The sequence below is a fragment of the Streptomyces canus genome (genome assembly GCF_041435015.1).
In the GTDB taxonomy this organism is placed as follows: Bacteria; Actinomycetota; Actinomycetes; order Streptomycetales; family Streptomycetaceae; genus Streptomyces; species Streptomyces canus_G.
On the sequence record NZ_CP107989.1, the window covers coordinates 4,269,713 to 4,284,375 of the forward strand.

Here is a 14,663-nt window from a genome sequence, read left to right on the forward strand (position 1 = left end):
ACGCACGAGAACCAGGGCACACCCCAGGCACAAGGTCTGAGCGTACCCAGCTGATTCGCTGCGGTCAAAACAAATGGACGGCGGCAACCTCTCGGGGCGACCGGTGTCAAGCCCCTACACCGTGGATGATCTTCGATTTCACACTGCGCACATGTGGAGACCGACCCCCCGGGCCCCCACCGACCCTCCGCCCACGGGGCTCACCCGGAGGCGAGTCCCACGGCGATCAGCAGCGTCATCAGGATCGACCACGCGGCGATCGACAGCCAGCCGAACACCAGCCCGGTCAGCGCGAGCCCGTCGCCGCTCTCTCCCGTCCGGTCGATCTCCGCGCGCGCCGCGTGCCCGAGGATCACCGCCGGAATCGCGGTGAACCCGAGGGTCGGCACACACAGCAGCCCGCACACCGCGGCTCCGACCGCCTTCCCGTTCGCCCGCGGCCGCGGGGCGGGCAGGAAGGTCCGCGGTACGGCGGTGACGGGCGCCGGCTGGGGCATGGGCCCGAGCGGCAGATCGGACACGAGCAACGCCAACTCCCCGACCGTACGGGCGCCGTAGGCCCGCTCCACCCGCTTGTCGAACTCGCCCTTCTCCAGCCGCCCCTCCCCGTAGCCGGCCCGAAGCACATCGACGGCGCGCTCACGGTCGGCATGCGAGGCAAGCATGGCGGAGGCACTCGGCGGGGCCTGCGGGACGGGGTACGCGGGCCAGGGGCGCGCGACGGGAGCGTGCGCGCCGGTCCAGGGCCGCGCTGCCGGTCCGTCCCGTCCCGGCTCTGACGGCGACTCGTCCTTGCCCTGCCATGCTTGCCACGACGGTTGCGACACAGGAGCACCCCCTGGGCGGTCGAATGCCTCCATGATGCTCCAACGCTCCGATACCGGGACAGGTTCCCGCACCCCCAACGGGAAACACCCGGACAGGTCACCCTCCTCCCCGACCGGTACGCCACGCTGCGGACGCCGACGCCCCCCGCGGGGCTCCCGGCGGCCCGCGGGGCCTTCAGGGCGCTCTCAGAGCCGTCGGAACGCCGACGGGCGGCCACCCCGTGCGAAACGGAGTGACCGCCCTTCAGTGGTTCAGACGCAGGCCCTACTGGTTGTACGGCCCGTAGTCGTAGTCCTCCAGCGGCACAGCCTGCCCGGAGCCCGTGCCGAACGGCGAGTAGTCGATGTCGTCGTAGCCGACGGCCGAGTACATCGCTGCCTTGGCCTCCTCGGTCGGCTCGACCCGGATGTTGCGGTAGCGGGACAGACCCGTACCGGCCGGGATGAGCTTACCGATGATGACGTTCTCCTTGAGGCCGATGAGGCTGTCGGACTTGGCGTTGATCGCCGCGTCCGTCAGGACTCGGGTCGTCTCCTGGAAGGAGGCGGCCGACAGCCAGGATTCCGTCGCCAGCGAGGCCTTGGTGATACCCATCAGCTGCGGACGACCGGAGGCCGGGTGACCGCCCTCCTGGACCACACGACGGTTCTCGGTCTCGAACTTCGAGCGCTCGACCAGCTCACCGGGCAGCAGCTCGGCGTCGCCGGACTCGATGATCGTCACGCGGCGCAGCATCTGCCGGATGATGATCTCGATGTGCTTGTCGTGGATCGACACACCCTGCGAGTTGTAGACCTTCTGGACCTCGCCGACCAGGTGGACCTGGACGGCACGCTGGCCCAGAATGCGCAGCACGTCGTGCGGGTTGGTGGCACCCACGGTGAGCTTCTGGCCCACCTCGACGTGCTCGCCCTCGCTGACCAGGAGTCGGGCGCGCTTCGAGATCGGGAACGCCGTCTCGTCGCTGCCGTCGTCCGGCGTGATGACGATCTTCTTGGTCTTCTCGGTCTCCTCGATCCGCACGCGGCCCTGGGCCTCGGAGATCGGGGCGACACCCTTCGGGGTACGGGCCTCGAAGAGCTCGACGACACGCGGCAGACCCTGGGTGATGTCGTCACCGGCCACACCACCGGTGTGGAAGGTACGCATCGTCAGCTGGGTACCGGGCTCACCGATGGACTGGGCGGCGATGATGCCGACCGCCTCACCGATGTCGACCAGCTTGCCGGTGGCCAGCGAGCGGCCGTAGCACATCGCGCAGGTACCGACGGCGGACTCGCAGGTCAGGACCGAGCGGGTCTTGACCTCGGAGACACCGTGCTTGACGAGTTCGTCGATGAGGACGTCGCCGAGGTCGGTGTTGGCCGGGGCCAGCACCTTGCCGTCGACGGTGATGTCCTCGGCCAGCGCACGGGCGTACACGCTGGTCTCGACGTTGTCCGCCTTGCGCAGCACTCCGTCCGCGCCGACCTCCGCGATCTGGAGCCGGAGGCCGCGCTCGGTGCCGCAGTCCTCCTCGCGGATGATGACGTCCTGCGAGACGTCCACCAGACGACGGGTCAGGTAACCCGAGTCGGCGGTACGCAGGGCGGTGTCGGCCAGACCCTTACGGGCACCGTGGGTGGAGATGAAGTACTCCAGCACGGACAGGCCCTCACGGAAGGACGCCTTGATCGGACGCGGAATCGTCTCGTTCTTGGCGTTCGACACCAGACCACGCATACCGGCGATCTGCCGCATCTGCATCATGTTTCCTCGGGCACCCGAGTCAACCATCATGAAGATGGGGTTCGTCTTGGGGAAGTTCGCGTTCATCGCCTCGGCGACCTCGTTGGTCGCCTTGGTCCAGATCGCGATGAGCTCCTGAGTGCGCTCTTCCTTGGTGATCAGACCGCGCTCGTACTGCTTCTGGACCTTCTCGTCCTGCGCCTCGTAGCCCTTGACGATCTCGACCTTCGCGTCGGGAACGACGATGTCGGAGATGGCCACGGTGACGCCGGAACGGGTCGCCCAGAAGAAGCCGGCCGCCTTCAGGTTGTCGAGCGTCGCCGCCACGATGACCTTGGGGTAGCGCTCGGCCAGGTCGTTGACGATCTCGGAGAGCTGCTTCTTGCCCACCGAGTAGTCGACGAACGGGTAGTCCTCGGGCAGCAGCTCGTTGAAGAGCGCGCGGCCCAGGGTGGTGCGCAGGCGGAACGTGTCCCCCTGCTGCCACTCGGGCTCGCCCTCCTCGCGCGCCGGCGGCGTCCAGCCACGCGGCGGGATGGTGCCCACCGGGAAGCGGATGTCGACCTGCGACTGGAGCGCCAGCTCACCGGCGTCGAACGCCATGATCGCCTCGGCCGTGGAGCCGAAGGACCGGCCCTCGCCCTTGGTGTCACGCAGCTCGCCGTCGGTGGTGAGGAAGAACAGACCGAGGACCATGTCCTGGGTCGGCATCGTCACCGGACGGCCGTCGGCGGGCTTGAGGATGTTGTTCGAGGACAGCATCAGGATGCGGGCCTCGGCCTGCGCCTCCGCGGAAAGCGGAAGGTGCACGGCCATCTGGTCACCGTCGAAGTCCGCGTTGAACGCGGTGCAGACGAGCGGGTGGATCTGGATGGCCTTGCCCTCGACCAGCTGCGGCTCGAAGGCCTGGATGCCGAGGCGGTGCAGGGTGGGCGCACGGTTCAGCAGCACCGGGTGCTCGGCGATGACCTCTTCGAGGACGTCGTACACGACCGTGCGGCCGCGCTCCACCATGCGCTTGGCGCTCTTGATGTTCTGCGCGTGGTTCAGGTCGACCAGGCGCTTCATCACGAACGGCTTGAAGAGCTCCAGCGCCATCGCCTTCGGCAGACCGCACTGGTGCAGCTTCAGCTGCGGACCGACGACGATCACGGAACGCGCGGAGTAGTCCACACGCTTGCCGAGCAGGTTCTGACGGAATCGGCCCTGCTTGCCCTTGAGCATGTCGGACAGCGACTTCAGCGGACGGTTGCCGGGGCCCGTGACCGGGCGACCACGACGGCCGTTGTCGAAGAGCGCGTCGACGGCCTCCTGAAGCATGCGCTTCTCGTTGTTCACGATGATCTCGGGCGCACCGAGGTCGAGGAGTCGCTTCAGGCGGTTGTTGCGGTTGATCACACGGCGGTACAGGTCGTTCAGGTCGGAGGTCGCGAAGCGGCCACCGTCCAGCTGCACCATCGGGCGAAGGTCCGGCGGGATGACCGGGACGCAGTCGAGAACCATGCCCTTGGGGCTGTTGGAGGTCTGCAGGAAGGCAGACACGACCTTCAGCCGCTTCAGCGCACGGGTCTTCTTCTGGCCCTTGCCGGTACGGATGATCTCGCGGAGGCGCTCGGCCTCCTCGTCGAGGTCGAAGGACTCCAGGCGCTTCTGCAGCGCCGCGGCACCCATCGAACCGTCGAAGTACGTGCCGAAGCGGTCACGCAGCTCGCGGTAGAGCAGCTCGTCGCCCTCGAGGTCCTGGACCTTGAGGTTCTTGAAGCGGGTCCACACCTCGTCGAGACGGTCGATCTCGCGCTGCGCACGGTCGCGCAGCTGCTTCATCTCACGCTCGGCACCCTCGCGCACCTTGCGGCGCACGTCGGCCTTGGCGCCCTCGGCCTCCAGCTCGGCCAGGTCGCTTTCCAGCTTCTTGGCGCGGGCCTCGAGGTCGGCGTCACGCCGGTTCTCGACCTGCTGACGCTCCACGGAGACGTGCGCCTCCAGGGAGGGCAGGTCGCGGGTGCGGCGCTCCTCGTCGACGTACGTGATCATGTACGCCGCGAAGTAGATGACCTTCTCCAGGTCCTTCGGAGCGAGGTCGAGCAGGTAACCGAGGCGCGACGGAACGCCCTTGAAGTACCAGATGTGGGTGACGGGGGCGGCCAGTTCGATGTGGCCCATCCGCTCACGGCGCACCTTGGCGCGAGTGACCTCGACGCCGCAGCGCTCACAGATGATGCCCTTGAACCGGACACGCTTGTACTTGCCGCAGTAGCACTCCCAGTCCCGGGTCGGACCGAAGATCTTCTCGCAGAAGAGTCCGTCCTTTTCGGGCTTGAGGGTGCGGTAGTTGATGGTCTCGGGCTTCTTGACCTCGCCGTGGCTCCACTGACGGATGTCGTCAGCGGTGGCCAGACCGATCCGGAGCTCATCGAAGAAGTTGACGTCGAGCACTATGCGTCAATCCCTCTCAGGGTTGTAAGTCTTGGGGTCTGAAACGGGGGTCCAGGGGCCGGCCGGAGGTTCCTCACCAGGTCCTCCGGCCGGACTCCCGTCAGACCTCTTCGACGCTGCTCGGCTCGCGCCGGGACAGGTCGATGCCGAGCTCTTCCGCAGCGCGGAAGACGTCCTCGTCGGTGTCGCGCATCTCGATGGACATGCCGTCCGAGGACAGCACCTCCACGTTGAGGCACAGGGACTGCATCTCCTTGATGAGCACCTTGAAGGACTCGGGGATGCCGGGCTCGGGGATGTTCTCGCCCTTGACGATGGCCTCGTAGACCTTCACGCGGCCGGTGACGTCGTCGGACTTGATGGTCAGCAGCTCCTGGAGGGCGTAGGCGGCGCCGTATGCCTCCAGCGCCCACACCTCCATCTCACCGAAGCGCTGGCCACCGAACTGGGCCTTACCACCCAGCGGCTGCTGGGTGATCATCGAGTACGGACCGGTCGACCGGGCGTGCAGCTTGTCGTCGACCAGGTGGTGGAGCTTGAGGATGTACATGTAGCCGACCGAGATCGGCTCCGGGAACGGCTCGCCGGAGCGGCCGTCGAACAGCCTCGCCTTACCGGTCGGCTGCACCATGCGCTCGCCGTCGCGGTTCGGGATGGTGTGGTTCAGCAGACCCGCGAGCTCGTCCTCACGCGCACCGTCGAACACCGGGGTGGCGACGTTGGTGCCCGGCTCGACCTGGTCGGCGCCGATCACCTGAAGCCGCTGCGCCCAGTCCTCGGCGAGCCCTGAGACGTCCCAGCCGCGGCTGGCGAGCCAGCCGAGGTGGATCTCCAGAACCTGTCCCGGGTTCATTCGGGACGGCACACCGAGCGGGTTGAGGATGATGTCGACCGGGGTCCCGTCCTCGAGGAACGGCATGTCCTCGATGGGCAGGATCTTGGAGATGACGCCCTTGTTGCCGTGTCGGCCGGCGAGCTTGTCACCGTCGGTGATCTTGCGCTTCTGCGCCACGTACACGCGCACCAGCTGGTTCACACCGGGGGGAAGCTCGTCGCCCTCCTCGCGGTCGAAGACGCGCACACCGATGACCTTGCCGGTCTCGCCGTGCGGCACCTTCAGCGAGGTGTCACGGACCTCACGGGCCTTCTCACCGAAGATCGCGCGCAGCAGGCGCTCCTCCGGCGTCAACTCGGTCTCGCCCTTGGGCGTGACCTTGCCGACGAGGATGTCACCGGCGATGACCTCGGCACCGATGCGGATGATGCCGCGCTCGTCGAGGTCGGCGAGGACCTCCTCGGAGACGTTCGGGATGTCCCGGGTGATCTCCTCGGGGCCGAGCTTGGTGTCACGGGCGTCGACCTCGTGCTCCTCGATGTGGATCGAGGAGAGGACGTCGTCCTGCACGAGGCGCTGCGACAGGATGATCGCGTCCTCGTAGTTGTGACCCTCCCACGGCATGAACGCCACGAGCAGGTTCTTGCCGAGCGCCATCTCACCGTTCTCGGTGGCCGCGCCGTCGGCGAGGACCTGGCCCTCGATGACGCGGTCGCCCTCGTTGATGATGACCTTCTGGTTGACCGAGGTGCCCTGGTTGGAGCGGGCGAACTTGGCCAGGCGGTACGTGATGTACGTGCCGTCGTCGTTGGCGGTGGTGATGTAGTCCGCGGAGACCTCCTGGACCACACCCGCCTTCTCGGCCTTGACCACGTCACCGGCGTCGACGGCGGAGCGGTACTCCATGCCGGTGCCGACGAGCGGGGCCTCGGACTTGATCAGCGGCACGGCCTGCCGCATCATGTTCGCGCCCATGAGGGCACGGTTGGCGTCGTCGTGCTCGAGGAACGGGATCATGGCGGTCGCGACCGACACCATCTGGCGCGGCGAGACGTCCATGTAGTCCACGTCGTCACCGGGGACGTAGTCGACCTCGCCGCCACGACGGCGGACCAGGACGCGGTTCTCGGTGAAACGCATGTCGTCGTCGAGCGTGGCGTTGGCCTGCGCGATGACGAAGCGGTCCTCCTCGTCGGCCGTCAGGTAGTCGACGTCGTCGGTGACGATGCCCTCGACGACCTTGCGGTACGGCGTCTCCACGAAGCCGAACGCGTTGACGCGGCCGTAGGAGGCGAGCGAACCGATCAGACCGATGTTCGGGCCTTCGGGCGTCTCGATCGGGCACATGCGGCCGTAGTGGGACGGGTGCACGTCACGGACCTCGAAGCCGGCCCGCTCACGGGAGAGACCACCCGGGCCAAGAGCCGACAGACGGCGCTTGTGGGTGAGACCCGACAGCGGGTTGTTCTGGTCCATGAACTGCGACAGCTGGCTGGTGCCGAAGAACTCCTTGATGGAGGCGACGACCGGCCGGATGTTGATCAGGGTCTGCGGCGTGATCGCCTCGACGTCCTGGGTCGTCATGCGCTCACGCACGACGCGCTCCATACGCGCCAGACCCGTGCGGACCTGGTTCTGGATGAGCTCGCCGACGCTGCGCAGACGACGGTTGCCGAAGTGGTCGATGTCGTCGGTCTCGACGACGATGTTCGTGCCGCTGTCGCCGACCGTCTCGGTCTCGCCCGCGTGCAGCTTCACCAGGTACTTGATCGTCGAGATGATGTCCTCGACGGTCAGGATGCCCGCGTCCAGCGGAGCCTCCGCACCCAGCTTCTTGTTGACCTTGTAGCGGCCGACCTTGGCGAGGTCGTAGCGCTTCGGGTTGAAGTAGAGGTTCTCGAGCAGCGTCTGCGCGGCCTCACGGGTCGGGGGCTCGCCCGGACGCAGCTTGCGGTAGATGTCGAGCAGCGCGTCGTCCTGGCCCTGGGTGTGGTCCTTCTCCAGGGTGGCGCGCATCGACTCGTACTCGCCGAACTCCTCGAGGATCTGCTCGGTGGTCCAGCCGAGAGCCTTCAGGAGCACGGTGACGGACTGCTTGCGCTTGCGGTCGATACGGACACCGACCATGTCGCGCTTGTCGATCTCCATCTCCAGCCAGGCACCCCGGGAGGGGATGATCTTGGCCGAGAAGATGTCCTTGTCGGACGTCTTGTCGATCGAGGAGTCGAAGTAGACGCCCGGCGAGCGGACCAGCTGCGACACCACGACACGCTCGGTGCCGTTGATGACGAAGGTGCCCTTGTGGGTCATGAGCGGGAAGTCGCCCATGAAGACCGTCTGGGACTTGATCTCGCCGGTCTCGTTGTTGGTGAACTCGGCCGTCACGAAGAGCGGGGCCGCGTACGTGAAGTCGCGGTCCTTGCACTCGTCGATGCTGTTCTTCGGCGGCTCGAAACGGTGGTCACGGAACGTCAGCGACATCGACCCGGAGAAGTCCTCGATCGGGGAGATCTCCTCGAAGATCTCCTCCAGACCGGACTTGGTGGGGACGTCCTGACCTGACTCCAGAGCCTCCTCGACCCGACTCTGCCAAGCGGTGTTCCCGAGCAGCCAGTCAAAGCTCTCGGTCTGCAGCGCGAGCAGGTTGGGAACCTCGAGAGGCTCCTTGATCTTTGCAAAAGAGATGCGCAGCGGGGCGGTGCTGGCGGCGTTGTTCGTATTCGCGGTCGAGGCAGTGCGCGAGGCGGCCAAGAGGGGGTCCTTCCGAGGGCTCGGACTCACTACGCGCTCCCCGGACCCTCACCCACGGCACAGAGACAGGTATCTCCGGTTCGGCCGAAAGGCCAGCTCAGAGATGGTCCGATCATCGATGCTCAGGCGAGGGCAGACCCCTGGTGACGGGCAGGGGGCAGCTAACAGGCAGCGCAAAGGGTCAGTGTAGCCACTTGGCGCACTGATGTCCAGCCCTGCTTTTCTGCCCAGTCTTCAAAAACTCTCGCTGCCCTCAACGTCCTCGGCATGCCTGCCCTCAACGCACGTTGATACTGCCCTCTTCGTCGCCGATCCATGCCTCGGATTCGGACCGTTCTGGCGACGCGTCCTGAGAATTGCGCGCTGCGTACGGTTCGTCAAGACCCCCCAGCCCGAACCAGGCCGTTCGGGAGACACGACGAAGATCACCATACCCCCCGCCCTGGAGGGGGCAAGGTAACCGTGGCCGCGCCCCCAGGAACGCCGAAGAGCGACCACCCGGATGGATGATCGCTCTTCAGTGCTTGCGCGTTACAGGCCCAGCGGGACCTGTGAGAGGTGTTACTTGACCTCGACGGAGGCGCCGGCGCCCTTGAGGGACTCGGCGGCCTTCTCGGCGGCTTCCTTGGCGACCTTCTCGAGAACGGGCTTGGGGGCGCCGTCCACGAGGTCCTTGGCCTCCTTCAGACCCAGGGAGGTCAGCTCACGCACGACCTTGATGACCTGGATCTTCTTCTCGCCGGCACCCGTGAGGATGACGTCGAACTCGTCCTGCTCCTCGGGGGCCTCGGCAACGGCGGCCGGACCGGCCGGGCCGGCGACGGCGACCGCGGCGGCGGCGGTGACGTCGAACTTCTCCTCGAAGGCCTTCACGAACTCGGAGAGCTCGATGAGGGTCATCTCCTCGAACTGCGCGAGCAGGTCTTCCTGGCTGAGCTTCGCCATGATGGGCGATCCTTCCACTAATTCGGCTGGTGCCGGTATGTACATGTCTGGCGGGCGTACGTTCGGCCCGCGACGACCGTCACCTCAGGCGGGACGCCTCAGGCAGCGATCATTTCGGGAGCCGAATTACTCGGCACCGCCCTGCTCGTCCTGCTTGGCACGAAGCGCGTCCACGGTGCGGACGAGCTTCGACGGGAGCGCCTGGAAGACCTGAGCAGCCTGAGTCTGCTTGCCCTTGAAGGCGCCCGCCAGCTTGGCGAGCAGAACCTCGCGGGACTCGAGGTCCGCAAGCTTCTTGATCTCGTCGGCGGACAGCGCCTTGCCGTCAAGGACACCGCCCTTGATGACGAGGTTCGGGTTGTCCTTGGCGAAGTCACGAAGACCCTTCGCCGACTCCACCGGGTCACCGGTGACGAAGGCGACCGCCGTCGGACCGTTGAACAGGTCGTCGAGCGTCGTGATCCCGGCCTCGTTGGCCGCAATCTTGGTCAGCGTGTTCTTCACCACGGCGTACTGGGCGTTCTCACCGAGCGAACGACGCAGCGTCTTGAGCTGCGCCACGGTGAGACCCCGGTACTCGGTCAGCACGGCGGCGTTCGAGCTGCGGAACTGCTCCGTCAGCTCGGCTACCGCGGCAGCCTTGTCGGGCCTTGCCATAGAGCGTCGGCCTCCTTCCGGGTGATGAGGACCGCTCAGAAGGGGCTGAACAAACGAAACGCCCCGGCGCAGGCGCACGGGGCGTAACTCGACCGGCATCACATACGCAATGCATGTGGTCCAGGAGCGACTTCCACATTCACCTGCGCGGGTCGTCCGCGGTTTCAGCGGATCCTTCGGCCACTGCACCCTCTTGCGAGAACACAGCAACGACCAGCGGTCTTTGGCTTCTGTAGGAGCGTACGTGACCGGATCCCTGTCAAGCAAATCCGGTCCTACGACGCTCAGCCGTTCTGGAGTCCCTTCATCATCTCGGCCAGGTCCGCGGTGTCCTTCGCGGGCGGGGCCGTGACGGTCACCGGCTTGTTGTAGTCGAGGAAGGTGATGGTCATGTCGAGCGGGCCCTTGGTGGCGTCGCCCTTCATCCGGAACTGCTTGGTGTGGTTCTCGCCGTCGATCCAGGTGTCCATCGCGAACTTGTCGACGCCCAGCTTCTCGTACTGCTGGAGGCTCTTCTCACGCAGCTCGCGGGTGGTCTTGTCCTGGGCCTTGAAGGAGGCCTTGAGTTCGTCGAGGGTGACGGTGCCCGAGTAGTGGGTCGTCTTGACACCGTCGACGGTCTCGGTGCCGACCTTCTTCACGTCCTTGGCACCGGTGAGGAAGGTGGACTCGGCGGCCGGGTTCTGGTCGGCCTGGCCGGCGCCGGGCGCGGCCCCGCCGAGGGCCTTGTCGCCGAGCGCGGACAGGTCGAACTTGATCCAGCTCTTGCCGTCCATCTCCTTGGCCATCTCGGCGTTCCCGCCGATGTACATGGCCTTGTCGACGAGCCGGACCTCGACGCTGCCCTGCGTGCCCTGGTCGGGTGCGGTCATCTTCATCGTCATCGCGACGTCGGGCTTGGTCCGCATGGAGGCCTCGGCCACGACGCGCCCCTGCTCGGGCAGCTGGCCCTTCATGCGGTAGCGGAAGGACTTGATGGCGTCCGTGTTCTTCGCCGCCTTGGCGACCGCGGCCGCGGGAGTCATCTCCGGGGACTCGTCGCCCCCCTTGGAACAGCTCACCGCACCCGCGGCGAGAGCCACGGCGGCGAGCCCGGCGCCGATGGTCCGACCGCGCACGGAACGTCGTACAGAAGTAGCCATTGATTCCCCCCAAGGAACACATGGTCGATTCACAGCAAGACCGCGAGCTTAACCGAGAGGCGCGCGAGGGGTCCGTGAATTCCCTGCGGCTCAGGTGGGGTTGGTGCTCGACTGTGACAGGAGGGTCTTGAAGTCCTCGGTGTCGGCGGCCGGCGGCTTCTGTACGGCGACCTTGACGCCGTAGTCGCTGTAGTGGGCGGTCTGGGTCACCCTGCCGTTCGTGGTGCTGGTCTTCTCGACCTTCTTGACCAGGAGGTTCTTCTCGTTGATCCAGATGTCGACGGTCTCGGCGGTGACGTCGGCGTCCTGGAGGCGCCGTCGCAGCTCGGTGTCGGTGACGTCCTCCACCCGCACGGTGCCGGCGTAGTGCGTGGCGGCCTGGCCGCCCACGGTCTCCCGGCCGAGCTCGCGCACGTCCCCGGAGTCCAGCAGCAGTCTCACCGACTGGTTGGGGGTGGTGGAGCGCATCTGGTCGGCGAGGTCGGCGCCGCCGCCGAGGGTCTTCAGGTCGTCGTAGGCGTACCTGAGCCAGTGCTTGCCGCCCATTTTCGCGGCGAAGGTGTCGCCCATGCGCGCGTAGTAGGCGTCGGAGAGGTAGCGGGCCTCCATGGAGGTGACGCCGAGGCCGCGCATCGTCTCGGCCGCGGTGCCGCCGGTGTAGTCGAGGGTGAGGCTGCCGGAGAGGCCGTCGCGCCACGCGAGGACGCCGTCGGCGGTGAGGGACAGCTGGGTGCCCATCACGGTGGTGGACCGCACCCGGGCCGTCGCGGCCCGCTCGGTGGAGTGCTCGGCGGTGCGCAGGGCCGGGAGGGCGGCGGGGGCCGAGGCGGGGCGCTTGTCCTCCGGCTCGTCGGAGGAGCCCGAGGACGTGCAGGCGGCCAGCCCCGTCAGCGCGGCGGCCGTCGTGAGCCAGACCGTCGTCCTCTTCATGCGTCCCCCTGGTGCAAGTGCCCTGCTCGCACGCTAACCCAGAGCACAGCGCCCGCACATGCGAACGGGCCCCGCACCTGGAGAGGTGCGGGGCCCGGGAACCTGCCGGTGTCTCAGACCGCGGCCGGGTCCTCCTCGACGAGGAGGTTGCGGGTGCGGTTGGAGTCGAGCGGAATGCCGGGGCCCATCGTGGTGCTGATGGCGGCCTTCCTGATGTAACGACCCTTGGCGGCGGACGGCTTCAGACGGAGGATCTCCTCCAGCGCCGCGCCGTAGTTCTCCACCAGCTTGGTGTCGTCGAACGACGTCTTGCCGATGATGAAGTGCAGGTTCGAGTGCTTGTCGACGCGGAACTCGATCTTGCCGCCCTTGATGTCGTTGACAGCCTTGGTGACATCGGGGGTGACGGTGCCGGTCTTGGGGTTCGGCATGAGACCACGGGGACCGAGCACGCGGCCGAGGCGGCCGACCTTGCCCATGAGGTCCGGGGTGGCGACGACGGCGTCGAAGTCCAGACGGCCCTTCGACACCTCGTCGATGAGCTCGTCGGCGCCGACGATGTCGGCGCCCGCGGCACGAGCGGCCTCGGCACGGTCACCGGTCGCGAAGACCAGGACCCGGGCGGTCTTACCGGTGCCGTGCGGGAGGTTCACGGTGCCACGGACCATCTGGTCGGCCTTGCGCGGGTCGACACCCAGACGGAAGGCGACCTCGACGGTGCCGTCGAACTTGGACGTGGAGGTCTCCTTGGCGAGACGGACGGCCTCGAGCGGGGCGTACAGCTTCTCCCGGTCGATCTTCTCGTCCGCAGCGCGAAGGGCCTTGCTGCGCTTGCTCACAACTGCTCCTGTGTGTTCTGAAAGGAGTCGTGGTACGGGCCGAGCAGGCCCTGCCACTTCTGCTTTGTACGGGGGGTTGGGGCTCAGCCCTCGACCGTGACGCCCATGGAACGCGCGGTGCCGGCGATGATCTTCGCGGCGGCGTCCAGGTCGTTGGCGTTGAGGTCGGGCATCTTGGTGGTGGCGATCTCGCGGACCTGCGCCTGGGTGATCTTGGCGACCTTGGTCTTGTGCGGCTCGCCGGAGCCCTTCTCCACGCCCGCGGCCTTGAGGATCATCTTGGCGGCCGGCGGCGTCTTGGTGATGAAGGTGAAGGAGCGGTCCTCGTAGACCGTGATCTCCACCGGGATCACCCAGCCACGCTGCGACTCGGTCGCGGCGTTGTACGCCTTGCAGAACTCCATGATGTTGACGCCGTGCTGACCCAGCGCGGGGCCGACCGGCGGAGCCGGGTTGGCGGCACCGGCCTGGATCTGGAGCTTGATGAGCCCCGTGACCTTCTTCTTCTTGGGAGGCATAGCTCTCCGGGTCCTTTCGATTCGGGTCCTGCCTGCGTTCGGTAGGCCGGGAAGCCACTCCGGACGCAGGCATACCGCACAACGATAGCGGGTATAGATGCGCGGCCAAAAACCGAGCAGGTCAGACAGGCTGCGAAAGCCCGTCTGACCTGCTCGGAAGCATGCGGTCCGCAGAACCTCAGTTCTTCTGGATCTGGTCGAAGCTCAGCTCGACCGGGGTCTCGCGGCCGAAGATCTCGACGAGGCCCTTGACCTTCTTCGAGTCGGCGTTGATCTCGTTGATCGTGGCCTGGAGGGTGGCGAAGGGGCCGTCGGTGACGGTGACCGAGTCGCCGACCTCGAAGTCCAGCACCTGGACCTCGACCTTGCGCTGCGGAGCGGGCTTGCCCTCGGCCTCGGCGGCTTCGCGGGCGGCCTTCTCCTCGGCCTCCGGGGCGAGCATCTTGACGATCTCGTCCAGGGTCAGCGGGTACGGGTCGTAGGCGTTGCCCACGAAGCCGGTGACGCCGGGGGTGTTGCGGACGACGCCCCAGGACTCGTTCGTCAGGTCCATGCGCACCAGCACGTAGCCGGGGAGCTTGTTCTGGCGGATGGTCTTGCGCTCGCCGTTCTTGATCTGCGCGACCTCTTCCTGCGGCACCTCGGCCTGGAAGATGAAGTCCTCGACGTTCAGCGAGACGGCACGCTGCTCGAGGTTGGTCTTCACGCGGTTCTCGTAACCGGCGTAGGTGTGGATGACGTACCACTCGCCGGGAAGGGTCCGCAGTTCCTCGCGCAGGGCGGCGACGGGGTCGACCGGCTCGGCCGGCTCTTCCTCGACCTCTTCTTCGTCCTCGTCCTCGACGGCCTCGACGTCGCCGCCGGACTCGTCCTCGACGTGGAGGGCGGATTCCTCGGCGGGCTCGCCCGCCTCGGCGTCGGCAGCCTCGACCTCGTCCAGGTCCTCGTCCGCGCCCTCGACGATGTCGAGCTCGTCGTCGACAGACTCGTCGGGCTCGATGGCGTCGTTCAGGTTCTGGTCAGACACGGTGGCTGCTTCTTCCTGGATACTTTG

10 protein-coding genes are annotated in these 14,663 nt (G+C 66.8%); all 10 read right to left on the minus strand.

Going from position 1 to position 14,663, the window contains the following annotated elements; translation table 11 throughout:
• Positions 1-200 precede the first annotated feature (200 nt).
• The 10 genes from OG841_RS19145 to nusG all read right to left on the minus strand — a co-directional run bounded on the left by OG841_RS19145 (position 201) and on the right by nusG (position 14,636).
• Positions 201-665, minus strand: a complete 465-nt coding sequence (locus OG841_RS19145; protein ID WP_328640388.1) for a DUF1707 and DUF4190 domain-containing protein — start codon at positions 663-665, stop codon at positions 201-203.
• 427 nt (positions 666-1,092) lie between these two features.
• Positions 1,093-4,992: a DNA-directed RNA polymerase subunit beta' gene (locus tag OG841_RS19150; protein WP_057607920.1), complete on the minus strand. Its 3,900-nt coding sequence runs from the start codon at positions 4,990-4,992 to the stop codon at positions 1,093-1,095.
• A gap of 100 nt (positions 4,993-5,092) precedes the next feature.
• Positions 5,093-8,578 carry a DNA-directed RNA polymerase subunit beta gene (gene rpoB / locus OG841_RS19155; RefSeq protein ID WP_328640387.1) on the minus strand — a complete coding sequence of 1,162 codons (3,486 nt, stop codon included), beginning with the start codon at positions 8,576-8,578 and terminating at the stop codon, positions 5,093-5,095.
• A 561-nt stretch (positions 8,579-9,139) separates the two neighbouring features.
• Positions 9,140-9,523 carry a 50S ribosomal protein L7/L12 gene (gene rplL, locus OG841_RS19160; RefSeq protein ID WP_328640386.1) on the minus strand — a complete coding sequence of 128 codons (384 nt, stop codon included), beginning with the start codon at positions 9,521-9,523 and terminating at the stop codon, positions 9,140-9,142.
• A gap of 126 nt (positions 9,524-9,649) precedes the next feature.
• A complete protein-coding gene (rplJ, locus tag OG841_RS19165; protein WP_266521127.1) occupies positions 9,650-10,180 on the minus strand; it encodes a 50S ribosomal protein L10 in 531 nt (176 codons plus the stop codon).
• A 284-nt stretch (positions 10,181-10,464) separates the two neighbouring features.
• Positions 10,465-11,322 carry a DUF1396 domain-containing protein gene (locus tag OG841_RS19170; RefSeq protein WP_328640385.1) on the minus strand — a complete coding sequence of 286 codons (858 nt, stop codon included), beginning with the start codon at positions 11,320-11,322 and terminating at the stop codon, positions 10,465-10,467.
• Positions 11,323-11,412: 90 nt separating this feature from the next.
• The gene (locus tag OG841_RS19175) at positions 11,413-12,252 is read right to left on the minus strand and encodes a hypothetical protein (protein ID WP_365117986.1); all 840 of its coding nucleotides are present in this window, start codon (positions 12,250-12,252) and stop codon (positions 11,413-11,415) included.
• Between the two features lie 113 nt (positions 12,253-12,365).
• Positions 12,366-13,091 (minus strand): 50S ribosomal protein L1, encoded by a 726-nt coding sequence (gene rplA, locus OG841_RS19180; RefSeq protein WP_062047706.1) that lies wholly within the window; start codon positions 13,089-13,091, stop codon positions 12,366-12,368.
• Positions 13,092-13,174: 83 nt separating this feature from the next.
• Complete coding sequence (gene rplK, locus OG841_RS19185; RefSeq protein ID WP_007384044.1) at positions 13,175-13,609, minus strand: 50S ribosomal protein L11; 435 nt, start codon at positions 13,607-13,609, stop codon at positions 13,175-13,177.
• A 178-nt stretch (positions 13,610-13,787) separates the two neighbouring features.
• Positions 13,788-14,636: a transcription termination/antitermination protein NusG gene (gene nusG, locus OG841_RS19190; RefSeq protein WP_266521119.1), complete on the minus strand. Its 849-nt coding sequence runs from the start codon at positions 14,634-14,636 to the stop codon at positions 13,788-13,790.
• Positions 14,637-14,663: the final 27 nt, after the last annotated feature.

Excerpts from the sequence above, each read along its gene's own strand:
- OG841_RS19145 (WP_328640388.1), bottom strand. The coding sequence starts at position 665 with ATGCTTGCCTCGCATGCCGACCGTGAGCGCGCCGTCGATGTGCTTCGG.
- rplL (WP_328640386.1), bottom strand. The coding sequence starts at position 9,523 with ATGGCGAAGCTCAGCCAGGAAGACCTGCTCGCGCAGTTCGAGGAGATG.
- rplJ (WP_266521127.1), bottom strand. The coding sequence starts at position 10,180 with ATGGCAAGGCCCGACAAGGCTGCCGCGGTAGCCGAGCTGACGGAGCAG.
- OG841_RS19170 (WP_328640385.1), bottom strand. The coding sequence starts at position 11,322 with ATGGCTACTTCTGTACGACGTTCCGTGCGCGGTCGGACCATCGGCGCC.
- OG841_RS19175 (WP_365117986.1), bottom strand. The coding sequence starts at position 12,252 with ATGAAGAGGACGACGGTCTGGCTCACGACGGCCGCCGCGCTGACGGGG.
- rplK (WP_007384044.1), bottom strand. The coding sequence starts at position 13,609 with ATGCCTCCCAAGAAGAAGAAGGTCACGGGGCTCATCAAGCTCCAGATC.